Source organism: Streptomyces sp. NPDC054975, from assembly GCF_053609105.1.
The window spans coordinates 153769-175203 of record NZ_JBSGWV010000008.1; the positions used below are offsets into that span (position 1 = coordinate 153769).

Here is a 21435-nt window from a genome sequence, read left to right on the forward strand (position 1 = left end):
TGATCAGTCCACCGTCACGTAATCGGGGCCGGAGTAGCGGCCGGTCGCCAGCTTCTGACGCTGCATGAGCAGGTCGTTGAGCAGGCTGGAGGCACCGAAGCGGAACCAGTGGTTGTCCAGCCAGTCCTCGCCGACGGTCTCGTTGACCAGGACCAGGAACTTGACGGCGTCCTTGGTGTTACGGATGCCGCCGGCCGGCTTCACGCCGATCTGGACGCCGGTCTGCGCGCGGAAGTCGCGGACCGCCTCCAGCATCAGGAGCGTGTTGGCCGGGGTGGCGTTGACCGCGACCTTGCCGGTCGAGGTCTTGATGAAGTCGGCGCCCGCCATCATGCCGAGCCAGGAGGCGCGGCGGATGTTGTCGTACGTGGAGAGCTCGCCGGTCTCGAAGATGACCTTCAGGCGCGCCGCGCCGGAGGCCTCCTTCACGGCCCGGATCTCCTCGTAGACCTTGAGGTACTTCCCCGCGAGGAAGGCACCGCGGTCGATCACCATGTCGATCTCGTCGGCCCCGGCGGCGACGGCGTCGCGGGTGTCCGCGAGCTTCACGTCGAGCGCGGCGCGACCGGCAGGGAAGGCGGTGGCGACGGAGGCGACCTTGACGTCGGAGCCCTTCAGGGCGGCCTTGGCGGTGGCCACCATGTCGGGGTAGACGCAGACCGCGGCGGTCGTCGGGGTCGTACGGTCGGTCGGATCGGGATTGACGGCCTTGGCGGCGAGCGCCCGGACCTTGCCCGGGGTGTCCGCGCCTTCGAGCGTCGTCAGGTCGATCATGGAAATGGCCAGGTCAATGGCGTAGGCCTTGGCCGTGGTCTTGATCGAGCGGGTGCCGAGGGACGCGGCGCGCGCCTCCAGGCCGACGGCGTCGACGCCGGGCAGCCCGTGGAGGAAGCGGCGCAGCGCGCCGTCGGACGCGGTCGCGTCGGCGAAAGCGGAAGCTGCGGTTGCAGTGGTGGGCATGGTCACCAGTCGAGCATATCTACGCGCGTAGCGACCTGTACAGCCCCGCGCTTCCGGAACTGGGTTCGTGAGCCCTGTCACGCCGCTGTGACATGGAACGGACAGCTCCCGCATACAAGATCACTAAGTTTTTTCTCAGCAGCCAGCCAGAACTCACCGGCCCCAACCGAACGAGATGTCAGCGGCATGCGGCTCTTCCTCACCCGACCTGTCATGACCTCACAGGAGTCGTTGTGCGCACCGCCCTTCGCACCGCCGTCGCCACCGCCCTCGTCGCGGGCGTCGCCCTCGCCACCCCGGCCCTGACCGCCGGATCCGCCTTCGCCGCGGACGGCAAGGTGAACGCGACCCTCGCCGACACGACGGCAGGTACCGCCGACAAGCCCGTCGCGGCCGCCGACACGCCTGGCAAGCCCGCCGACAGGACCCCGGTCCGCACCGTCGCGCTCGACGGTGGCCTGACCGCGAAGGTCTTCGCCGAGGGCGAGCCGCAGGCGTACTACACGGCCACCGTCCTCAAGGACGGCAAGGAGCTCGGCACGCTGACGGCCGGCACCGGCCACGCCCCCAAGGACACCAAGGTCTTCTCCGGATACGCGGTGACGCTCGACTCCACCGGCGCGGTCACCTCCGTGCAGGACCACGGCGGCGGCGGCCAGGGCCCCGAGACCCCCGTCGGTGACAACCTCGGCCGCAAGCAGCTCGCCGACGGGACGGTGGGCGAGCTGTGGCGCAAGGGCAAGGGCTGGTACACGCTGGAGCTGCGCACGGCCGGTGGCAAGCCGCGCGGCAGCATCACCGCCGGTGGCCCCGGCGGCGCCGCCGAGAAGGGTGACCAGTTCGGCGAGATGTGGGTGACCCTCGACAACAAGGGTCAGGTGGGCTCCTGGCTCAACCAGATCGTCGGCACCGACTACTCCGACACCACCAAGGGCTGCACGGTCACCCGGCACAGCGGCTCCGCCTTCGGCGAGCTGGGCCTGGAGCTCGTCAACAGCCCCTCGGGCGCGGTCGCCCGCCTCAACGACGACGACAAGGTCGTGGCGACCCTGACCCACAAGAAGCCGACCGGCCTCGCCGGCGGTGTGTGGATGTCGGAGGGGGCGCCCGGCGCGAAGGTGCCGTTCGTGCAGATGCGCACCGCCTACCCGAATGAACTCCTCACCGTGCGCTTCCCGGCGCTGCCGAAGGGCTGCGCCGCCGGCACCCCCGACCCCGCGGCGACCACCCCCGCGCCGGCCACGTCCGCGCCCGCCGGCACCTCGGGCCAGACCACCGTCGTGCCCCAGGGCGGCGTCGCCGCCGGAGCGGAGACCGGGACCGTGGAGAGCGCCAACGACACGGCGCTGATGGCCTCCGGCCTGGGCGCGGCCTCCGTCGTCGCCGCCGGCCTCGGCTTCACCGTCCTGCGCCGCCGGGCCGCCGCCCGCGGCTGACCACCGACGTCCCACCCTGCCCCTTGACCCGAGCAGGAGCACCACCCCACCCCGGGCCGGCCGCCGCACACCCCGTGCGGCGGCCGGTCGCATCCCCGCCCGGAGCCGCCCCGTGAACCGCCGTACCCCTCGCCGCCGTACCGCCCGCGCCCTGCTCGCCCTCGCCGCCCTGGGCGCGCTCACCGGCTGCGCCGGTGCCTCCGGCACCGCCGGTGAAGCGGCTGCCACGCCGCCCGCGAAGGTCGTGGAGACCGCCGCGCCCGCGCCCACGGCGAGCCTCGCCGCGGTCACGCCGCTGCCGCGCTCCAAGCCGGTCCGCGTCCAGCTCCCCTCGGCCGGGGTCGACACCCGCTCCTCGGGCCCCGTCCTGGAACTCGGACTCGCCGCCGACGGCACGGTCGAGGTCCCCTCCGAGGCCGACGCCGACCGCATCGGCTGGTACGACAAGGGCGTCACGCCGGGCCAGACCGGCCCCGCCATCCTGATCGGCCACTTCGACACGGCCCGTGGACCCGCCGTGCTCAAGAACGTCGCGAAGGTCCGCGTCGGCGACGAGATCACCGTCACCCGCGCCGACGGCACCGACGCCGTCTTCCGCGTGCGCGAGCTGGAGCAGGTCGACAAGAAGGCGTTCCCGACGCGGAAGGTCTACGGCGACACCACCCGGCCCGAGCTGCGGCTCATCACCTGCGGGGGAGAGCTGACCGACGGCCACCGTCCCGACAACATCATTCTCTACGCCGATCTGGTCGCCCGAGCCGCCTGAGCCGGGCGGCCGGGGCTGAGGCAGAATCGGCACCATGACGAGCCCCCAGCAGCCCGCCGAGCCGGCCTTCGCCGACCGTGTCTTCCGTTCGCCCCTCGGGATCGCGGGCGGTGTCCTGCTGATCGCTCTCACGGCCTGGTTCTGCGTCGACGCGATGATCCGGGGCACGGGCCGCACGCCGTGGCTGGCCCTCGCGAGCCTGCTGCTCGTCGTGCCGCTCGTGGTGGCGTTCACGATCCGCCCGGCGGTGTACGCCAACGAGGAGCGGCTGCGGATCCGTAACCCCTTCCGCTACATCACCCTGCCCTGGGCCTCGGTCGCCGACGTCCGCGCCGGGTACTCCAGCGAAGCCCTCACCCGGACCGGGGACAAGTACCAGCTCTGGGCCGTGCCCGTCTCGCTGCGGCAGCGCAAGCGCGTGGCGCGGCGGCAGGCGCGCGCCTCCCAGGACGATCCGCACGGCCGTACGTCCGTCCAGGCGCGCGTGGACGACCGGGACCGGCTCGCCCCGGCCGATCAGACGGTCGCCGACCTGCGCGAACTGGCCGAGCGCTGCGCCAACCGTCCGGAGGCCCAGGGGGAGCCGCAGGTGCGCTGGGCGTACGAGATCGTCGCGCCGGCGGCGGCGGGGCTCGTCCTGCTGGTGATTCTGCTCGCCATCGGCTGAGCCCGCTCGACCCGACCTCCCCCGGAGCGTCAACGGCCGCTTCGGCTGAGCCGTACGGAGGGCGCGGCGGCACGGGGCCCGGGGGCACGGAGGTACGGGGGCACGGAGGTACCGGGGGCACGGGGGCCCCGAGGCACGGAGGTACCGGGGGCACGGGGCACGGAGATTCCGGGGGCACGGGGCACGGAGATTCCGGGGGCTCGGGGCCCGAGGCACGGAGGTACCGGGGGCACGGGGGCCCCGGGGCACTGGGGGGCACCGAGGTACCGGGAGCACGTCGGTACCGGAGGTACGGAGCTCACGGCGCGCCCGGCCACACCAGCAGCATGTACGCGCCCAGCCACGCCGAGGACAGCGCCGCCCCGCCGAGCACCAGCGCGGCGACGTGGCGGCGCGCCCGGCCGACCGCGAGGGCGAGCGGGAGCAGCAGCGGGAAGCCGGGCAGCAGGAACCGGGCGCGGGAGAAGAACACGCCCCCGCTGCCCAGGACCACGAGCAGGAGCACGCCCGCGAAGACGAGCAGCGGCAGCGGCTGACGGTCGACGACACAGAGCGCGAACAGCGCGGTGGCCGCGATCAGGACGAGCGCGACCATGACCAGGAAGAGCTGCGGGTCCTGGGTGTAGACGAGCTGCCTGCGCAGCTGGCGCAGCGTCACCGAACCGCCGTCCCACGCGTTGCCCCAGGACTCCTGCACCGTGAAGTAGCCGTCCCAGCGGCCCACGCGCAGCCCCACCCAGCCGACGTACCCCAGCCAGCCCAGGGGAGCGGCCAGCGCGGCGACGAGCGCCGGGCGGCTGCCCCCGCGCGCGGCGAGCAGCCCGGCCACCGTCACGGCCGCGGCGACCGCGATCCCGGTCGGCCGGGTCAGCCCCGCCGCCACCGCGAGCCCGGCCGCCCAGGCCCAGCGCCCGTCCAGGGCCGCGTACAGCGCCCACGCGGCCAGCGCCGTGAACAGCGACTCCGTGTACCCCATCCACTGGACGACGGCCACCGGAAGCGCGCCCCACAGCACCGCGAGGACGGTGCCCACCCGGCGCCCGTACAGCCGGTCGCCGACCGCGAAGACCCCCCAGGCGGCGGCCAGCGAACAGAGCACGGCCAGGACCAGGCCGACGGAGGCGCGCGAGCCGGGCGCGACCGTCGCGACCGCCTTGACCAGGGCGGGGAAGAGCGGGAAGAACGCCATCGGCCGATCGCTGCCGGGCGGTTCGCCGGGCGGCCCGGGCTCGTACCCGTGGTCGGCGATCGCGAGGTACCAGCGCGAGTCCCAGCTCGTCGCCAGCGTCGGCCAGATCCCGTGGCCCTGCAGATGCGCCCAGCGGCCGAGCACCAGCAGCCCCAGGAGCCGTACGGCCACGTACCCGAGAAGCGCGGGAGCCGCGTGGCGCAGGGTGCCGCGTACCCGCTTCGGGAGCCGGACGCCGCGCGGGGACGGCGGCCGGCGGGAGGCGGGAACGGTCGGTCGGGCGGTCAGGACCGGAGGCACTGCGGCAGCTCCAGGGAAGCTCGGCGGGACACCGGGTCACCCTGGCCGGAACCACCTGATCGCGGGACGCGCGCTGCGCCGGCCGGCGCAGCGAATTCACCCGTACGGGAGAGGCCGCGAGGCCCGTACGGAATCGATTCCGTACGGGCCTCGGGCGGCGCGGGGCGGCATGGTCCGCAGGACACGGGCCTACAGGCCGGCCGCCTCCGACAGGTCGCGCTTGATCGCGGCGAGGATCTCGGCGCCCTTCGCGCGGGCCGTCGCCAGCTCGCTCGCGTCGGCGACCGGGACGACGACCTCCAGGTAGCACTTGAGCTTGGGCTCCGTGCCGGACGGGCGGACGATCACCCGGGCCTTGTGCGCGCCCTCCAGGTAGTAGCGCAGGCCGTCCGTCGGGGGCAGCGACTCCGTGCCCTTCGTCAGGTCCTCGGCCGTCGTCACCGTCAGCCCCGCGAGCTGCACCGGCGGCCGCTCGCGCAGCGCGCTCATCGCGTTCGCGATGACGCTCAGGTCCTCGACGCGCACCGACAGCTGGTCCGTGGCGTGCAGCCCGTGGGCCACGGCGAGGTCGTCGAGCAGGTCGGTCAGCGTACGGTCCTGCTCCTTGAGCTCCGAGGCCAGCTCGGCGACGAGCAGCGCCGCCGTGATGCCGTCCTTGTCACGGACGCCCTCGGGGTCGACGCAGTAGCCGAGCGCCTCCTCGTAGCCGTACCGCAGGCCGTCCACGCGGGCGATCCACTTGAAGCCGGTCAGCGTCTCCTCGTAGCCGACGCCCGCCGCCTCGGCGATCCGGCCGAGCAGCGAGGACGACACGATCGACTCGGCGAAGACGCCCCGCGCGCCCTTGTGCACCAGGTGCGCGGCGAGCAGCGCGCCCACCTCGTCACCGCGCAGCATCCGCCAGCCGCCCACGACCGTGCCGTCCGGGACGGCCACGGCGCAGCGGTCGGCGTCCGGGTCGTTGGCGATCACGATGTCCGGCTCCACGGCACGGGCCGCCTCGAAGGCGAGGTCCATCGCGCCCGGCTCCTCCGGGTTCGGGAAGGCGACCGTCGGGAACGCCGGGTCCGGCTCGGCCTGCTCGGCGACGAGCGCGGGCGGGGGGAAGCCGGCACGGGCGAAGGCGGCCGTCAGGACGTCCTTGCCGACGCCGTGCATGGCCGTGTAGACGGTCCGCACGCCCCGCGGGGAGCCGGGGGTCAGGACGGCGTCCGTACGGGCGAGGTAGGCCCCCAGGACCTCGTCACCCAGGGTCTCCCAGCCGTTCTCGGGGCGCGGGACGTCGTCGAGGGAGCGGACCGCGTCGATCTCGGCGGCGATCTCCGCGTCGGCGGGCGGCACGATCTGCGAGCCGTCACCGAGGTAGACCTTGTAGCCGTTGTCGCGCGGCGGGTTGTGGCTCGCGGTCACCTCGACACCGGCGACGGCGCCCAGATGCCTTATGGCGTACGCGAGGACGGGCGTCGGCAGCGGGCGGGGCAGCAGGGCCGCGCGGAGTCCGGCACCGGTCATCACGGCGGCGGTGTCGCGGGCGAAGTCGGCGGACTTGTACCGGGCGTCGTAGCCGATCACGACGAGGCCTCCCTCCTGACCCTTCGCCTTGAGGTACGCGGCGAGGCCGGCGGCCGCGCGGATGACGACCGAGCGGTTCATCCGCATCGGGCCCGCCCCGATCTCGCCGCGGAGGCCGGCGGTGCCGAACTGGAGGGTGCCGCTGAATCGGGCGGCGAGCTCGTCGGTCGCGCCGCGGTCGAGGAGCGCGGCCAGCTCCTCACGGGTCTCCGGGTCGGGGTCCTCCGCGAGCCATGCCTGGGCTCGGGCGAGGAGGTCGTCCTGCGTCACGGTGTGCCTTTCGGGAGTGCGGGCGGTGGGCGGCGGCGTCGGGGTGGGCGGGCCGCTGCGCGGAGCCTTTCCCCGCCCCGCCCCTTCCCGAACTGGGGCTCCGCCCCAGACCCCGCGCCTCGAACTCCCCCTACGCCTGGCGGCGTGGGGGACCCCCAGTGGGGCTGGATTCTCCAGCCCGTCCGGCGTCTGAGGACACGGCCGAAGGCCGTACGGGAGCCTGGGGCTTGCCCCCAGGTTCGGGAAGGGGCGGGGTGGGGAACAAGCCCCGCGCAGCGGCCCCGCCCCGCGCCGTCAGATGCGGTCGAGGACCCGCGTCAGCAGCTCGCCCATCCGGGCGGCGGAGTCCCGCCCCGCCTGGAGGACCTCCTCGTGGTTCAGCGGCTCGCCCGAGAGCCCCGCCGCCAGGTTGGTGACCAGGGAGATGCCCAGGACCTCCGCGCCCGCCTCACGGGCCGCGATGGCCTCCAGGACGGTGGACATGCCGACGAGGTCGCCGCCCATGACGCGGACCATGTTGATCTCGGCCGGGGTCTCGTAGTGCGGCCCGGGGAACTGCACGTACACGCCCTCTTCGAGGGTCTCGTCGACCTCCTTGCACAGCGCGCGCAGCCGCGGCGAGTACAGGTCGGTGAGGTCCACGAAGTTCGCGCCGACGATCGGGGAGGCGGCCGTCAGGTTGATGTGGTCGCTGATCAGGACCGGCTGGCCGGGGCGCATGCCCTCGCGCAGACCACCGCAGCCGTTGGTCAGGACGACGGTCTTGCAGCCGGCGGCGACGGCGGTGCGCACCCCGTGGGCGACGGAGGCGACGCCCCGGCCCTCGTAGAAGTGGGTGCGGCCCAGGAAGACCAGGACGTGCTTGGCGCCGATCTTGTACGAGCGGACCTTGCCGCCGTGGCCCTCGACCGCCGGCGGCGGGAAGCCGGGCAGCTCGGTCACGGGGAACTCGGCCTCCGGAGCGCCGAGCGCGTCGACGGCCGGCGCCCAGCCGGAGCCCATGACGAGCGCCACGTCGTGGTTCTCGATTCCGGTCAGCTCGCGAAGTCGCGTGGCTGCGGCCTCGGCGGCCTCGTACGGGGTGGCAGTTGCGTTCACTGACTCTCTCGCCTCGGGGAGGGGGGTCCGAGGGGAGCCCCGGACGGATTTCGTACGCGCAGAAGCGTAGCCCGAGAATTCCTACGCGCGTAGATGACGATGCTGACGGACATGCGATCGTTGTCTTGTCGTTTCCGACGAATGGCCTAACGGCCGACCCCCTGCGGTACCGACGAAGCCCCTCAGCACGGGCGCTTGCGCAGCTCCATCACGTAGTCGTGCGGCGCTCCCGCCGACTCCGCCGCGTCCGCGACCTCGCCCAGGTAGCGGGCGGACGGCAGCCCGCCCTCGTAGGCGTTCAGCACGTACACCCAGGCGGGCTCGTCGCCGTCCAGGGTGTGCACCCGCACGCGCATCCGCCGGTAGATGTCGAGGTTGACGCCCTCCCAGCGGTCCATCGAGTCCTCGTCCATCGGCGCGATGTCGTACAGCGCGACGAAGACCTGGGAACGCGGCGCCTCGACGATGGTGGACAGCGCTCCCTCCCAGCCCATCTGCTCTCCGCCGAAGGTCAGCCGCCAGCCGTTGAGCCAGCCGGTGCCGCGCAGCGGGGAGTGCGGGGCGCGGCGGGTCATGAGCCGCGCGTCGAGGTTGCCGGCGTACGCGGCGTAGAGCGACATGGGACCGAGGGTACGGGAGGGGAGAGGTGACCGCGGAAGTCCGTGGTGGGGCCGGTGGGAGGCCGTTCGCGGGCCCCGGCGCGAGCTGGGCGGGCACGTGCGGGACAATGGGGTACGCACTTGAAGCGTGCGGGACAATGGCGTACGCACTGCAGCCCAGCGGGGGACCCCCCGGCAGAACGAGAGCGCGAGGCGTAGATCCCAGTGACCCGGATCGTGATCATCGGCGGCGGACCCGGCGGATACGAGGCTGCCCTGGTGGGCGCCCAACTCGGCGCGGAGGTGACCGTCGTCGACTGCGACGGTCTCGGCGGCGCTTCCGTCCTGACCGACTGCGTCCCCTCGAAGACCCTCATCGCGACGGCCGAGGTGATGACGACCTTCGACTCCTCGTACGAGGAGCTGGGCATCATCGTCGCCGACGACACCCCGCACGTGGAGCAGGCCGCCCGCGTCGTGGGCGTCGACCTCGGCAAGGTGAACCGCCGTGTGAAGCGCCTCGCGCTGGCGCAGTCCCACGACATCACCGCCTCCGTCACCCGGGCCGGCGCCCGGGTGCTGCGCGGGCGCGGGCGGCTCTCCGGCCGGCAGGCCGTGGACGGCTCCCGCCAGGTGATCGTGACGGCCGCGGACGGCTCCGAGGAGGCGCTGACCGCCGACGCGGTGCTGATCGCGACCGGCGGCCACCCGCGCGAGCTGCCCGACGCCCAGCCGGACGGCGAGCGGATCCTGAACTGGACCCAGGTCTACGACCTCAAGGAGCTCCCCGAGGAGCTCATCGTGGTCGGCTCCGGTGTCACCGGCGCCGAGTTCGCCGGCGCCTACCAGGCCCTCGGCTCCCGGGTCACCCTCGTTTCCTCCCGTGACCGCGTGCTCCCGGGCGAGGACCCGGACGCCGCGGCCGTCCTGGAAGACGTGTTCCGCCGCCGGGGCATGAACGTCATGGCCCGCTCGCGCGCCGAGTCCGCCAAGCGGGTCGGCGACCGGGTCGAGGTCACCCTCTCCGACGGCCGGGTCATCTCCGGTACCCACTGCCTGATGGCCGTCGGCGCCATCCCGAACTCGGCCGGAATGGGTCTGGAGGAGGCCGGGGTCCGGCTGAAGGACTCCGGGCACATCTGGACCGACAAGGTCTCCCGCACCTCCGCCCCCGGCGTCTACGCGGCCGGTGACGTCACCGGCGTCTTCGCGCTCGCCTCGGTGGCGGCCATGCAGGGCCGGATCGCGATGTACCACTTCCTCGGCGACGCGGTGGCCCCGCTGAACCTGAAGACGGTCTCCTCGAACGTCTTCACCGACCCGGAGATCGCGACCGTCGGTTACACGCAGGCGGACGTGGACGCGGGCAAGATCGACGCCCGGGTCGTCAAGCTGCCGCTGCTGCGCAACCCGCGCGCCAAGATGCAGGGCATCCGGGACGGCTTCGTCAAGATCTTCTGCCGTCCGGGCACCGGGATCGTGGTCGGCGGCTGTGTCGTCGCCCCCAAGGCGAGCGAGCTGATCCACCCGATCTCGATCGCGGTCGACAACAACCTGACGGTGGAACAGATCGCAAACGCTTTCACGGTGTACCCCTCGCTGTCTGGCTCGATCGCGGAAGTGGCACGGCAGTTGCACACCCGAAAGGCGACGGGCGAGGCCTGATCACCCGCCGGTGCCCCCTCCCGCCTGGGGCGATCTGGACAACCCCCGGCAAGGCGGGGCATAGGACGATCAACGACGGGGCCTCCCATACCACTTGGAGGCCCCGTCTGTGCGTATCTTCTGCAATTCGGCGCATAGTGCTGAAAAGTTCCGGCCGCGCAGGTTACTGTCAGTTTCGTGTTCGCTGCAGAACGTCGTCAGTTGATCCTCGAAATGGTGCGCGCCAACGGAGCCGTGTCGCTCCGGGAGCTCGCCCGCGTCGTCCAGACCTCAGAAGTGACCGTACGGCGAGACGTGCGGGCCCTTGAGGCAGAAGGACTCCTCGACCGCCGGCACGGCGGTGCGGTACTGCCGGGCGGCTTCACGCGAGAATCCGGCTTCCCGCAGAAATCCCATCTCGCGACAGCGGAGAAGACGGCCATCGCCGACGTCGCCGCGAGCCTCGTCGAGGAGGGCGAGGCCATCGTCGTCGGCGCCGGGACGACCACGCAGGAGCTGGCCCGCCGGCTCGCCCGCGTGCCCGGTCTGACCGTGGTCACCAACTCCCTGCTCGTGGCCCAGGCGCTGGCCCACGCCAACCGGGTCGAGGTCGTCATGACCGGCGGCACCCTGCGCGGCTCCAACTACGCGCTGGTGGGCAGCGGGGCCGAGCAGTCCCTCCAGGGGCTGCGGGTCTCCCGGGCCTTCCTCTCCGGCAGCGGGCTGACCGCCGAGCGCGGGCTCTCGACGTCCAACATGCTCTCCGCGAGCGTGGACCGGGCGCTGGTGCAGGCGGCGGCGGAGGTCGTGGTCCTGGCCGACCACACCAAGCTCGGCACCGACACCATGTTCCAGACGGTGCCGACGGACGTGATCACCCGGCTGGTCACCGACGAGCCGCCGGCGCACGACGACCGGGCCGCGACGGAGCTCCAGGCGCTGGCCGACCAGGGCGTGCAGATCGCCGTGGCCGGCACCGGCGCGGGCGGTGACCAGGTCCCCCCGCCCGGACGCCCCCGCCGCGACGTCCCCCTCCCGGGGCAGCGGGGCCGCCATCCGGGCGGTCAACTCCGCAGCGCGGGCGGGGCGCTGACCGGTGAGGTGCTCGCCCCCGAGCGCGCGGCGCGGGTGGCGGACATGCGGAGGCGCTGAAAGGCGTTCCAGGGGCCCCTCCCCCAGGGGGCCCGGCCGCAAAGGCGCGAGATCCCCGTCGGCTCGCCGCTTGAGGCCCCCGCAGGATCAGTCCGACCAGCGCTTGAGGGTCGCCAGGATCAGTCCGACCAGCGCTTGAGGGTCGCCAGGATCAGCCTGACCTGCGCTTGAGGCCCGCCAGGATCAGTCCGACCAGCGTTTGAGGCCCGACAGGACCAGGCCGGCTCAGCGCTTCAGGCCCCGCAGGGTCAGTTCGAGGAGACGGTCGGCCAACTCCGGGTCCTCCGGGGACTGTTCTGCCGCCAGCGCGATCGCGTTCGTGAGCCGCATCAGGTCGCCGATCGACACGTCGTCGCGTACCGTCCCCGCCTCCTGGGCCCGGGACAGCAAGGTCTCGCCCGTCGCGCGCAGCGTGACACCGCACTGCGCGAGGACCGAACTCGCGTTCAGCGAGCCCGACATGGCGGGCATCAGCGCCCGTGACAGCCCCCGGTACTCACTCGCATGAGTGATCAGGGAGCGCAGCCACTCCACGAGCGCCGGGCACGGCTCCCCGGCCTCCGCCAGCTCCCGGCCCCGCTGGAGCAGCGCCGCCAGGGCCTCCTGGAAGACCGCGTTGATCAGCGCCTCGCGGGTGGGGAAGTGCCGGTACAGCGTGCCGATGCCGACCCCCGCGCGACGGGCGACGTCCTCGAGCGAGGCGTCGGTGCCGTGTACGGCGAAGACGGCACGGGCCTCGGTCAGCAGCCGCTCATGGTTGCGGCGCGCGTCGGCGCGCATGGCGCCTCCCCTCCGGATACGGGCGAAGGGCCCACCGGCGGTGCGCCTGCGGGCCCTTCGTACGGTACGTGCGCGAGATCAGTCCTTGATCTCGCAGATGGCGGCGCCGGAGGTGACCGAGGCGCCGACCTCGGCGGCCAGACCCTTGATGGTGCCGGAACGGTGCGCGTTCAGCGGCTGCTCCATCTTCATGGCCTCCAGGACGACGATCAGGTCGCCCTCCTTGACCTCCTGGCCCTCCTCCACGGCGATCTTGACGATCGTGCCCTGCATCGGGGAGGCCAGGGTGTCGCCGGAAGCGGTCGGCCCGGACTTCTTCGCGGCGCGCCGCTTCGGCTTGGCGCCGGCGGCCAGACCCGTACGGGCCAGGGACATGCCGAGCGAGGACGGGAGGGAGACCTCCAGGCGCTTGCCACCGACCTCGACGACGATCGTCTCGCGGCCGGTCTCGTCCTCGTCCGCCTCCGAGCCCGCCGGGGCGAACGGCTTGATCTGGTTGTCGAACTCGGTCTCGATCCAGCGGGTGTGGACCTGGAACGGGTCGGCGGTGAACGCCGGGTCGACCACGACGGCCTGGTGGAACGGGATGGCGGTGGCCATGCCCTCGACCTTGAACTCCGCGAGCGCGCGGGCGGCGCGCTGCAGGGCCTGCTGGCGGGTGGCGCCGGTGACGACCAGCTTCGCGAGCAGGGAGTCCCAGGCCGGGCCGATCACGGAGCCGGACTCGACACCGGCGTCCAGGCGGACACCCGGGCCGGACGGCGGCGCGAAGGTGGTCACGGTGCCGGGCGCGGGAAGGAAGTTGCGGCCCGGGTCCTCGCCGTTGATACGGAACTCGAAGGAGTGACCGCGCACCGCCGGGTCGCCGTAACCCAGTTCCTCGCCGTCGGCGATCCGGAACATCTCCCGTACGAGGTCGATGCCGGTGACCTCTTCGGTGACCGGGTGCTCGACCTGGAGGCGGGTGTTGACCTCCAGGAAGGAGATCGTGCCGTCCATGCCGACGAGGAACTCGACCGTTCCGGCGCCGACATAGCCGGCCTCCTTCAGGATCGCCTTCGAGGCCGCGTACAGCTGCTCGTTCTGCGCCTCGGACAGGAACGGCGCGGGGGCCTCCTCCACCAGCTTCTGGTGGCGGCGCTGGAGCGAGCAGTCACGCGTGGAGACGACGACCACGTTGCCGTGGGTGTCGGCCAGGCACTGCGTCTCGACGTGACGGGGCTTGTCGAGGTAGCGCTCGACGAAGCACTCGCCGCGCCCGAAGGCGGCGACCGCCTCGCGGACGGCGGAGTCGTACAGCTCCGGCACCTCTTCGAGGGTGCGGGCGACCTTCAGACCACGACCACCACCGCCGAACGCGGCCTTGATCGCGATCGGCAGGCCGTGCGCCTCGGCGAACGCGACGACCTCGTCGGCGCCGGAGACCGGGTCCGGCGTACCGGCGACCAGAGGGGCGCCGGCGCGCTGGGCGATGTGACGGGCGGCGACCTTGTCGCCGAGGTCCCGGATCGCCTGCGGCGGCGGGCCGATCCAGGTCAGGCCGGCATCCAGGACGGCCTGGGCGAATTCGGCGTTCTCGGAGAGGAAGCCGTATCCGGGGTGGATCGCGTCCGCTCCGGAGTCCTTCGCGGCCTGGAGCACCTTGGCCATGTCCAGGTAGCTGGCGGCCGGGGTGTCACCGCCCAGGGCGAACGCCTCGTCGGCCGCGCGGACGTGCAGGGCGTCCCGGTCCGGCTCGGCGTAGACGGCTACGCTCGCGATCCCGGCATCCCGGCACGCCCGGGCGACGCGGACAGCGATTTCGCCACGGTTGGCGATGAGCACCTTGCGCACGATGGCTCCCTCCTTGAAAACAAGCTGAGTTTAGGGACTGCCGACACGGCCTTTCGACCCGTCCCCAGTGGTGAGCTTGCCCACACGGAGCGTGATACGAGGCGTTCGGGGTCATGAAATCCCTTGTCGTACCACGGTACGCAGGACTCCTCTACGGCACAGTAGCTCCGAGGTGTGGCACAGGTCTCTGTTCGGGCGACCAGTCGCCGATCAGGTTTCTTTGTGGAGTCCCTACGAATGGCGCAATGATTCTTTGCCCGAGGATCGTCCGTTGCCGACCCTTGTCCGCGGGTTTACCCGGCAGTAGCCTTCGCGCTGTCGTACGTACTGTCGGTAACAGTCGTCATCAGGGGGTGGCCGAGGTGGCCCGCAGACCGATAGCGCTCGTGACGGCGGGGGTGCTGTTCCTGGAGGCGCCGGGCATCGTCGCGCTCAACGCCGTCATGGCCCGTTTCGTCGAGGCCCAGTCGATGTCCCTGGACGGACTCGACCCTGACCACATGGTGACCGGCACGTGGGTGCTCGGCATCGTCTCCGGCGTGCTGCTCGCGCTCTGCGCCACCGTCGCGCTGATCGCGGGCCTCCGCGACAGGCGCCCGGGGCGCGCCGGGCGGGCGCTGCTCATCGGCTGCGCCGTGGTGCACGGGCTGCTCGGCGCGGTGACGGTCGGTCTGATCGGCTGGGGGGCCTTCGCGTTCATGACCGTGGTGCTCGGCCTGATCGTGTTGACGCTGGTGGCGTACGGCAAGGGCGCCGACGCCCCCGAAGGGGCACCGGCGCCCGCGTAGGACTTCCGGGCTGCTCAGTGCCAGAGGTCGGTGATGGCGATCCCCAGCTTGCCGAGCAGCCGGCGCAGCAGGGGCAGCGACAGGCCGATCACGTTGCCCGGGTCGCCGTCGATGCCGTCGATGAACGGCGCCGAGCGGCCGTCGAGGGTGAACGCGCCCGCCACGTGCAGCGGTTCGCCGCTCGCCACGTACGCGGCGACCTCGGCGTCGGTCGGCTCGCCGAAGCGGACCAGGGTCGAGGCCGTCGCCGACTCGTAGCGCTTGGCGGCCGTGTCGTAGACGCAGTGGCCCGTCTGGAGGATGCCGACCCTGCCCCGCATGGCCTTCCAGCGGGCGGTGGCCTCCTCGGCGTCGGCGGGCTTGCCGAGGGCCTGCCCGTCGAGCTCGAGGACCGAGTCGCAGCCGATGACCAGGGCACCGAAGACCTCGGGTCGGGCGGCGACATGGGCGGCCTTGGCCTCGGCGAGCGCGAGGGCGAGTTCGGCGGGCGTCGGGGCGTGGACCTTGTCCTCGTCGACGCCGCTCACGATGACCTCGGGGGCGAGTCCGGCCTGCCGCAGCAGTCCGAGACGGGCGGGCGAGGCGGAGGCGAGCACGACACGGCGGCGATCAGGAGTCATGGGGGAAGCGTAGCCAGTACGGACGCGCGAAGCGGTCCTCGGCGCCCACCAGTACGGACGCGCGAAGCGGCCCTCGGCGCCCACCGGGCCGAGCACCCGCCGGCCCTCAAGGCCGTAGGTCCCGCCGCCGTCAGTGGATGCCCGCCACCACCATCGCCACCACCATCGCCAGGGCCAGCAGGATCGACGCGCGGCGCAGCATCGCCTGCATGTCGCGCATCTCCTTCGGCGGCTCGTTCTTCGGGTCGGACCACAGCATGCTTCCGATCCTGCTCGTGTGACGGCCGGGGCGCCTGAGTACCCGTACTCAAGCGTCCCGGTGCCGAAGAACTAGTCACATCGAGGTGAACACCCCTGCCTCGGCCGCCGTCAGCGCCGCCCGGACCGCCCGTTCGCCGTCCTCCGGTCCGAGCGGCTCGCGCGTGATCATGAAGCGGTAGTAGAGCGGGGCCGAGACCGCGCGCAGCAGCTCCAGCTCGTCCGTCTCGGGCGGAATCTCGCCGCGCGCCGCGCCCCGCTTCACCACCGGGGCCCACTCCTCCAGGCGGGCCCGGTAGAAGCCGTTCAGGGCCTCGGCGCACTCCTCGTCGCAGGCCGCGGCCGCGATGACCGCGCGGAAGACGCCGCCCATCCGGGGGTCGGTGAGCGTCTTGACGACGAGCGCGGCGTTGGCGCGCAGGTCGCCCGCGAGGCTGCCGGTGTCGGAGGCCGGCAGGGACTGCTCCGCCATGTCGCGCAGCAGGTCGGCGACGAGGCCGACGGGGGAGCCCCAGCGCCGGTAGACGGTCGTCTTGCCCACGCCCGCGTCCGCCGCGACGTGGTCCATGTTCAGGCCGTGGAAGCCCGTGGCGGCCAGGGCGTCCTCGGTCGCTTCGAGCACGGCCCGGCGCACCTTCGCGGTACGTCCCCCGGGGCGCACGGTGCCGGGCACGGCCGGCTGGCTCTCACTCAAACGGGTCTCCTGTTCCATTAACGCCTTCGAGTCTGCTACGGTGCGGAACATCTTAACGGATCCATAATCCCATTAAGGGGTCCCGATGGTTGCCACAGATGTCCGGTCACAGGCCGGCGCCCAGCCCGCCGCCCGGATGGACGGACGGATGCGACTCGTCCTCCTCGTCCTTCTCGTCGCCCAGTTCATGCTGGCCGTCGACTTCTCGATCCTGAACGTCGCGCTGCCCGTCATCGGCGAAGGACTCGGCTTCTCGCTGGCGAACCTCCAGTGGATCGCCACCGCCTTCGCGCTCGCCGCCGCCGGATTCACCCTCCTCTTCGGGCGCGTCGCCGACCTCGTCGGCCGCCGCCGTCTCTTCCTCGGCGGCATGGCCCTCCTCGGGGTCTCCTCCCTCGTCGGCGGCCTCGCCACCGAACCCGCGCTGCTGATGGCCGCCCGCGTCGCCCAGGGCCTCGCCACCGCCGCCGTCACCCCTGCCGGGCTCTCCCTGCTCACGTCCTCCTTCCCCGAAGGACCACTGCGCGCCAAGGCGCTCGGCCTCAACGGCGCGCTGATGTCGGCCGGTTTCACCACGGGCGCGATCCTCGGCGGCGTCCTGACCGACCTGCTCTCCTGGCGCTGGGCGTTCTTCGTCAACGTCCCCGTCGCCCTCGCCGTCCTCCTCGTCGCGCCCGCCGTGCTCAAGGAGAGCCGCCCCGACGTCCGCCCGCGCCTGGACATCCCCGGCGCGATCACCGTCACCGCCGGCCTCCTCGCGCTCGTCCTCGGCCTGACCACCGAGCCCCTTGCGCTTCCCGTCGGCGGCGCCCTTCTCGTCGCCTTCTGGTTCGTGGAGCGCCGCGCCGCCTCACCGCTCGTCCCCGTACGGATCCTCGCCCGCCCCACCGTCATCTGGGGGAACCTCGCCGGGCTCGTCGCCTTCGTCACCGAGACCTCGCTGGTCTTCCTGATGACGCTCTACCTCCAGGACGTCCTGGGCTTCTCGCCCCTCGCCGCCGGCCTGTCGTTCGGCGTGCTCGGCGCGGGCACGGTCCTCGGCGGGATCCTCGCGCCGCGCTTCATCGGCCGGTACGGCTCGCGCGCCGCCCTCGTCGTCGGCGGGCTCGTCCAGGCCGCCGCCACGGTCTCCCTCCACGCCCTCGGCGACGACCGGAGCTGGCTCTGGCTGCTGCTCGCCGGCACGTTCGTCGGCGGCGTCGGCAACATGCTCGCCATCGTCGGCTTCATGGTCACCGCCACCTCCGGACTGGCCGACTCCGAGCACGGCATGGCGGCCGGCCTCGCCACGATGACCCAGCAGATCGGCATCACCATGGGCACGCCGATCATGAGCGCCGTCGTCGTCACCTCCACCACGGTCTTCGACGGCATCGGCCTCGCGGTCCTCGTCAACGCCGCGATCGTCGTCGTGGGCGCGGTCCTCGCCGCGTTCTTCCTGCGCCGCTCCTGACGGGCCGCCTCCCGAACCGCCGCCCGGCCCCGGCCCGTACGACCCCACCCGTGCGCCCCCCGTACGAATCCCCATGCACGCCCCTTCTCCCTCAAGGACCACGCCATGAAGAAGCTCCTCGGCTCGCTGCTCACCGCCGCCCTCGGCCTCACCCTCCTCTCCGGCACGGAGGCCGGTGCTCGCCCCGCACCCGCCGAGCGGTGGCACGCCGCCTGGGGCGCCGCCCCGCAGCTCCCCTCCACCGGCTTCACCGCCAACTGGTCCCAGGAGGGCTTCTCGCGCCAGACACTCCGGCAGGTCGTCCGCGTCACCGAGGACGGTGACCGGGTCAGGATCCGGCTCTCGAACGCGTACGGGACCTCACCCCTGGACGTCGCCGGCGCCACCGTCTCCCGCACCACCACCGGCGCGGCCGTCGAACCAGGCTCGGTGCGCCACCTCACCTTCGGCGGCAAGCGGTCCGTCTCCGTGCCCGCCCACGGCGAACGGCGCAGCGACGCGGCCCGGCTCGACCTCGGGCGCCTGGACTCGGTGACCGTCACCCTCCACCTCGCCGGAACGACCGGGCCGGCCACCTTCCACTCCCAGGCATGGGCCGACAGTTACCGCGCCGACGGCGACCACCGCGCCGACACCGACGGCCGCGCCTTCACGGCCCGCAGCCAGTCCTGGTACTACCTCAGCGGTGTGGAGGTCAGCGGCGGAACCCCGCCCCCGAAGGGCGGTGTGGTGCTCTTCGGCGACTCCATCACCGACAGCTTCGGCTCCACCCCGCACGCGAACCGCCGCTACTCCGACGCGCTCGCCGAACGCATCGACCGCCCCGTGGTGAACTCCGGCATCGGCGGCAACCTGGTCCTCAACGACTCGGCCTGGTACGGCGAACGCTCCACCGCCCGCTTCCGCCGCGACGCCCTCGACCAGCCCGGCGTCACCACCGTCGCTCTCCTCCAGGGCCTCAACGACATCGGCTACAGCGAGGCCGCGCTGAAGCCCGAACCCCAGCCCACCTACAAGCCCTCACCCGTCGTCACGGCGGCCGAACTCATCGCCGTCTACCGCCAGTTGATCGAAGCGGCGCACGCCCGTGGCGTACGGGTCGTCGGCTCGACGCTGCTGCCCTTCAAGGGCACCAGCCACTGGGGTCCGACCTCCGAGCGGACCAGCGCCGAGGTCAACCACTGGATCCGCACCTCGGGCGAGTTCGACGCGGTCGTCGACTTCGCGAGGCTCCTCGCCGACCCGAAGGACCCGAAGGCGCTGAACCCGGCGTACGCGTACGCGGACCGGCTGCACCCCGACGACGCCGGCTACCGGGTGATGGCCGAGGCGGTCGCACCCCTCGTCTGAGGGGGCCTGCCCCGGACGCGCGAAGGCCGGACCTCCCGCACAGGAGGTCCGGCCTTTCGGCGTACGTGTCCCGCTACACCGGCCAGTAGGAGCGCGCCCACGAGCGCGGCCCCGGCCGGGGCCGTACCGAACGGGCGATCCGGGCCGGGTCCGACCAGCCCTCCGGAGCCACCGGGCCGCCGCCGGCCGCGGACGCCGCCGCCGTCGCCGCGGCCCGGGCCTGGACCACCGCCAGTGCGGCGGCCAGCTCCTCCGGGGTCGGGTTACCTCGTACGACCTTGATCATGTCGGCTCCCTGAGGCCTAGAGGGGGATGTTGCCGTGCTTCTTCGGAGGGAGGGATTCCCGCTTCGTCCGCAGCTGACGCAGGCCCTTGACGATCTGCGGGCGGGTGTCCGACGGAAGGATCACGCCGTCGATGTAGCCGCGCTCGGCCGCCGTGTACGGGTTGAGCAGCGTGTCCTCGTACTCCTGGATCAGGCGCGCCCGCTCGGCGTCCTGGTCCTCGGCGGCGGCGATGGTGCGGCGGTGCAGGATGTTGACCGCGCCCTGCGCGCCCATGACCGCGATCTGCGCGGTGGGCCACGCGAGGTTCAGGTCGGCGCCCAGGTGCTTGGAGCCCATGACGTCGTACGCGCCGCCGAAGGCCTTGCGGGTGATGACGGTGATCAGCGGGACCGTCGCCTCGGCGTACGCGTAGATCAGCTTGGCGCCCCGGCGGATGATGCCGCCGTACTCCTGGTCCACGCCTGGCAGGAAGCCCGGCACGTCGACGAAGGTGATGACCGGGATGTTGAACGCGTCGCAGGTCCGCACGAAACGCGCGGCCTTCTCGCTGGCGTTGATGTCCAGGCAACCGGCGAACTGCATCGGCTGGTTGGCGACGATGCCGACCGGGAAGCCCTCGACCCGGCCGAAGCCGGTGAGGATGTTCGGCGCGAACAGCGCCTGCGTCTCCAGGAACTCGCCGTCGTCGACGACGTGTTCGATGACGGTGTGCATGTCGTACGGCTGGTTGGCGGAGTCCGGGATCAGGACGTCCAGCTCACGGTCCTCGTCCGTCGCCTCCGTGTCGGCGGTCTCGGGGAAGGCCGGCGGCTCGGAGAGGTTGTTCGACGGCAGGTACGACAGCAGGGACTTGACGAACTCGATGGCGTCCTTCTCGTCGCCCGCCATGTGGTGCGCCACACCGGAGGTGGTGTTGTGCGTACGCGCGCCGCCGAGTTCCTCGAAGCCGACGTCCTCGCCGGTGACGGTCTTGATGACGTCGGGTCCGGTGATGAACATGTGCGAGGTCTGGTCGACCATGACGGTGAAGTCGGTGATCGCGGGGGAGTACACCGCGCCACCCGCGCACGGGCCGACGACCAGCGAGATCTGCGGGATCACACCGGAGGCGTGCGTGTTGCGGCGGAAGATCTCGCCGTACATGCCGAGGGCCATGACGCCCTCCTGGATCCGCGCGCCGCCCGAGTCGTTGATGCCGACGACGGGGCAGCCGGTCTTCAGGGCGAAGTCCATGACCTTCATGATCTTCTGGCCGAAGACCTCGCCGAGCGCGCCGCCGAAGACCGTGAAGTCCTGCGAGAACACCGCCACCGGACGGCCGTCGACCGTGCCGTAGCCGGTCACCACACCGTCGCCGTAGGGGCGGGTCTTCTCCAGGCCGAAGTTGGTCGACCGGTGCCGGGCCAGCTCGTCGAGCTCCACGAAGGAGCCCTCGTCGAGCAGGAGCGCGATCCGCTCCCGCGCGGTCAGCTTGCCCTTCGCGTGCTGCTTCTCCACCGCCCGTTCGGAACCGGCGTGGGTGGCCTCGTCAATACGGCGCTGAAGATCCGCGATCTTGCCCGCGGTCGTGTGAATGTCGATCTCTTGCGGCTCTACCGACTCGGACATCGGGATGCGGCTCCCTGCCTGGTCACGGGGGTTCGTTTGCTACGAATGGGCTACTGCTCGGCTACTGACCCGTAGCGTATCGACGGCGATACGGTTCGGCACTGCGGTCTT

At 72.3% G+C, this 21435-nt stretch carries 20 protein-coding genes; 8 read left to right on the forward strand and 12 right to left on the reverse strand.

The genetic code is table 11. The features are described 5' to 3' along the window. Positions 1-3: 3 nt before the first annotated feature. Positions 4-960: a deoxyribose-phosphate aldolase gene (gene deoC / locus ACWF79_RS11900; RefSeq protein ID WP_453727934.1), complete on the reverse strand. Its 957-nt coding sequence runs from the start codon at positions 958-960 to the stop codon at positions 4-6. 233 nt (positions 961-1193) lie between these two features. Here deoC and ACWF79_RS11905 point away from each other — a divergent pair, with 233 nt between their 5' ends. From ACWF79_RS11905 to ACWF79_RS11915, 3 genes are all read left to right on the forward strand, one after another. After that, entirely contained in the window at positions 1194-2396 is a 1203-nt protein-coding gene (locus ACWF79_RS11905) for a hypothetical protein (RefSeq protein WP_453727935.1), read from the forward strand. Between the two features lie 112 nt (positions 2397-2508). Next, a complete protein-coding gene (locus ACWF79_RS11910; protein ID WP_453727936.1) occupies positions 2509-3162 on the forward strand; it encodes a class F sortase in 654 nt (217 codons plus the stop codon). Positions 3163-3196: 34 nt separating this feature from the next. Continuing rightward, positions 3197-3829, forward strand: coding sequence for a PH domain-containing protein (locus tag ACWF79_RS11915; protein ID WP_453727937.1), 633 nt, complete (start codon positions 3197-3199; stop codon positions 3827-3829). Between the two features lie 298 nt (positions 3830-4127). Here ACWF79_RS11915 and ACWF79_RS11920 read toward each other — a convergent pair whose 3' ends face one another. From ACWF79_RS11920 to ACWF79_RS11935, 4 genes are all read right to left on the reverse strand, one after another. Beyond that, positions 4128-5318 (reverse strand): hypothetical protein, encoded by a 1191-nt coding sequence (locus tag ACWF79_RS11920; protein ID WP_453727938.1) that lies wholly within the window; start codon positions 5316-5318, stop codon positions 4128-4130. Positions 5319-5507: 189 nt separating this feature from the next. Continuing rightward, the gene (locus ACWF79_RS11925) at positions 5508-7160 is read right to left on the reverse strand and encodes a phospho-sugar mutase (protein WP_453727939.1); all 1653 of its coding nucleotides are present in this window, start codon (positions 7158-7160) and stop codon (positions 5508-5510) included. A 294-nt stretch (positions 7161-7454) separates the two neighbouring features. Then, positions 7455-8258: a purine-nucleoside phosphorylase gene (locus tag ACWF79_RS11930; protein WP_352190155.1), complete on the reverse strand. Its 804-nt coding sequence runs from the start codon at positions 8256-8258 to the stop codon at positions 7455-7457. 182 nt (positions 8259-8440) lie between these two features. Further along, positions 8441-8878 (reverse strand): gamma-glutamylcyclotransferase, encoded by a 438-nt coding sequence (locus ACWF79_RS11935; RefSeq protein WP_453727940.1) that lies wholly within the window; start codon positions 8876-8878, stop codon positions 8441-8443. A gap of 204 nt (positions 8879-9082) precedes the next feature. Between ACWF79_RS11935 and ACWF79_RS11940 the strand changes: the two genes are divergently transcribed. Then, positions 9083-10522, forward strand: a complete 1440-nt coding sequence (locus ACWF79_RS11940; RefSeq protein ID WP_453727941.1) for an NAD(P)H-quinone dehydrogenase — start codon at positions 9083-9085, stop codon at positions 10520-10522. 177 nt (positions 10523-10699) lie between these two features. Next, the gene (locus ACWF79_RS11945; protein WP_453727942.1) at positions 10700-11653 is read left to right on the forward strand and encodes a DeoR/GlpR family DNA-binding transcription regulator; all 954 of its coding nucleotides are present in this window, start codon (positions 10700-10702) and stop codon (positions 11651-11653) included. Between the two features lie 225 nt (positions 11654-11878). Here the strand turns inward: ACWF79_RS11945 and ACWF79_RS11950 are convergent, their stop codons facing one another. Both ACWF79_RS11950 and ACWF79_RS11955 read right to left on the reverse strand, forming a co-directional pair. Continuing rightward, positions 11879-12433 (reverse strand): TetR/AcrR family transcriptional regulator, encoded by a 555-nt coding sequence (locus tag ACWF79_RS11950; protein WP_453727943.1) that lies wholly within the window; start codon positions 12431-12433, stop codon positions 11879-11881. A 78-nt stretch (positions 12434-12511) separates the two neighbouring features. Then, positions 12512-14266 (reverse strand): acetyl/propionyl/methylcrotonyl-CoA carboxylase subunit alpha, encoded by a 1755-nt coding sequence (locus tag ACWF79_RS11955; protein ID WP_453727944.1) that lies wholly within the window; start codon positions 14264-14266, stop codon positions 12512-12514. A gap of 362 nt (positions 14267-14628) precedes the next feature. On the opposite strand from ACWF79_RS11955, the gene ACWF79_RS11960 reads away from it, so the two are divergent. Continuing rightward, positions 14629-15054 carry a hypothetical protein gene (locus tag ACWF79_RS11960; protein WP_453727945.1) on the forward strand — a complete coding sequence of 142 codons (426 nt, stop codon included), beginning with the start codon at positions 14629-14631 and terminating at the stop codon, positions 15052-15054. Positions 15055-15068: 14 nt separating this feature from the next. On the opposite strand, the gene ACWF79_RS11965 is transcribed toward ACWF79_RS11960, so the two are convergent. The 3 genes from ACWF79_RS11965 to ACWF79_RS11975 all read right to left on the reverse strand — a co-directional run bounded on the left by ACWF79_RS11965 (position 15069) and on the right by ACWF79_RS11975 (position 16644). Next, positions 15069-15674 (reverse strand): nucleoside triphosphate pyrophosphatase, encoded by a 606-nt coding sequence (locus ACWF79_RS11965; protein WP_453727946.1) that lies wholly within the window; start codon positions 15672-15674, stop codon positions 15069-15071. 130 nt (positions 15675-15804) lie between these two features. Further along, positions 15805-15933, reverse strand: a complete 129-nt coding sequence (gene mmpB, locus ACWF79_RS11970) for a morphogenic membrane protein MmpB (protein ID WP_453727947.1) — start codon at positions 15931-15933, stop codon at positions 15805-15807. Between the two features lie 75 nt (positions 15934-16008). After that, positions 16009-16644, reverse strand: coding sequence for a TetR/AcrR family transcriptional regulator (locus ACWF79_RS11975; RefSeq protein ID WP_453727948.1), 636 nt, complete (start codon positions 16642-16644; stop codon positions 16009-16011). A gap of 67 nt (positions 16645-16711) precedes the next feature. Here ACWF79_RS11975 and ACWF79_RS11980 point away from each other — a divergent pair, with 67 nt between their 5' ends. Together ACWF79_RS11980 and ACWF79_RS11985 are read left to right on the forward strand one after the other, a co-directional pair. Then, entirely contained in the window at positions 16712-18079 is a 1368-nt protein-coding gene (locus tag ACWF79_RS11980) for an MFS transporter (RefSeq protein WP_453727949.1), read from the forward strand. A gap of 105 nt (positions 18080-18184) precedes the next feature. Continuing rightward, on the forward strand, positions 18185-19429 hold the full coding sequence (locus ACWF79_RS11985; protein ID WP_453727950.1) for an SGNH/GDSL hydrolase family protein: 1245 nt from the start codon (positions 18185-18187) through the stop codon (positions 19427-19429). 73 nt (positions 19430-19502) lie between these two features. Here ACWF79_RS11985 and ACWF79_RS11990 read toward each other — a convergent pair whose 3' ends face one another. Next, complete coding sequence (locus ACWF79_RS11990; RefSeq protein ID WP_453727951.1) at positions 19503-19715, reverse strand: acyl-CoA carboxylase epsilon subunit; 213 nt, start codon at positions 19713-19715, stop codon at positions 19503-19505. A 16-nt stretch (positions 19716-19731) separates the two neighbouring features. Further along, positions 19732-21324 (reverse strand): acyl-CoA carboxylase subunit beta, encoded by a 1593-nt coding sequence (locus tag ACWF79_RS11995; RefSeq protein ID WP_453727952.1) that lies wholly within the window; start codon positions 21322-21324, stop codon positions 19732-19734. Positions 21325-21435: the final 111 nt, after the last annotated feature.

Bases quoted from the DNA above. Each gene is read 5' to 3' on its own strand.
- deoC (WP_453727934.1), bottom strand. From the start codon at position 960: ATGCCCACCACTGCAACCGCAGCTTCCGCTTTCGCCGACGCGACCGCG.
- ACWF79_RS11915 (WP_453727937.1), top strand. From the start codon at position 3,197: ATGACGAGCCCCCAGCAGCCCGCCGAGCCGGCCTTCGCCGACCGTGTC.
- ACWF79_RS11935 (WP_453727940.1), bottom strand. From the start codon at position 8,878: ATGTCGCTCTACGCCGCGTACGCCGGCAACCTCGACGCGCGGCTCATG.
- ACWF79_RS11950 (WP_453727943.1), bottom strand. From the start codon at position 12,433: ATGCGCGCCGACGCGCGCCGCAACCATGAGCGGCTGCTGACCGAGGCC.
- ACWF79_RS11965 (WP_453727946.1), bottom strand. From the start codon at position 15,674: ATGACTCCTGATCGCCGCCGTGTCGTGCTCGCCTCCGCCTCGCCCGCC.
- mmpB (WP_453727947.1), bottom strand. From the start codon at position 15,933: ATGCTGTGGTCCGACCCGAAGAACGAGCCGCCGAAGGAGATGCGCGAC.
- ACWF79_RS11975 (WP_453727948.1), bottom strand. From the start codon at position 16,644: ATGGAACAGGAGACCCGTTTGAGTGAGAGCCAGCCGGCCGTGCCCGGC.
- ACWF79_RS11980 (WP_453727949.1), top strand. From the start codon at position 16,712: ATGGTTGCCACAGATGTCCGGTCACAGGCCGGCGCCCAGCCCGCCGCC.
- ACWF79_RS11985 (WP_453727950.1), top strand. From the start codon at position 18,185: ATGAAGAAGCTCCTCGGCTCGCTGCTCACCGCCGCCCTCGGCCTCACC.
- ACWF79_RS11990 (WP_453727951.1), bottom strand. From the start codon at position 19,715: ATGATCAAGGTCGTACGAGGTAACCCGACCCCGGAGGAGCTGGCCGCC.
- ACWF79_RS11995 (WP_453727952.1), bottom strand. From the start codon at position 21,324: ATGTCCGAGTCGGTAGAGCCGCAAGAGATCGACATTCACACGACCGCG.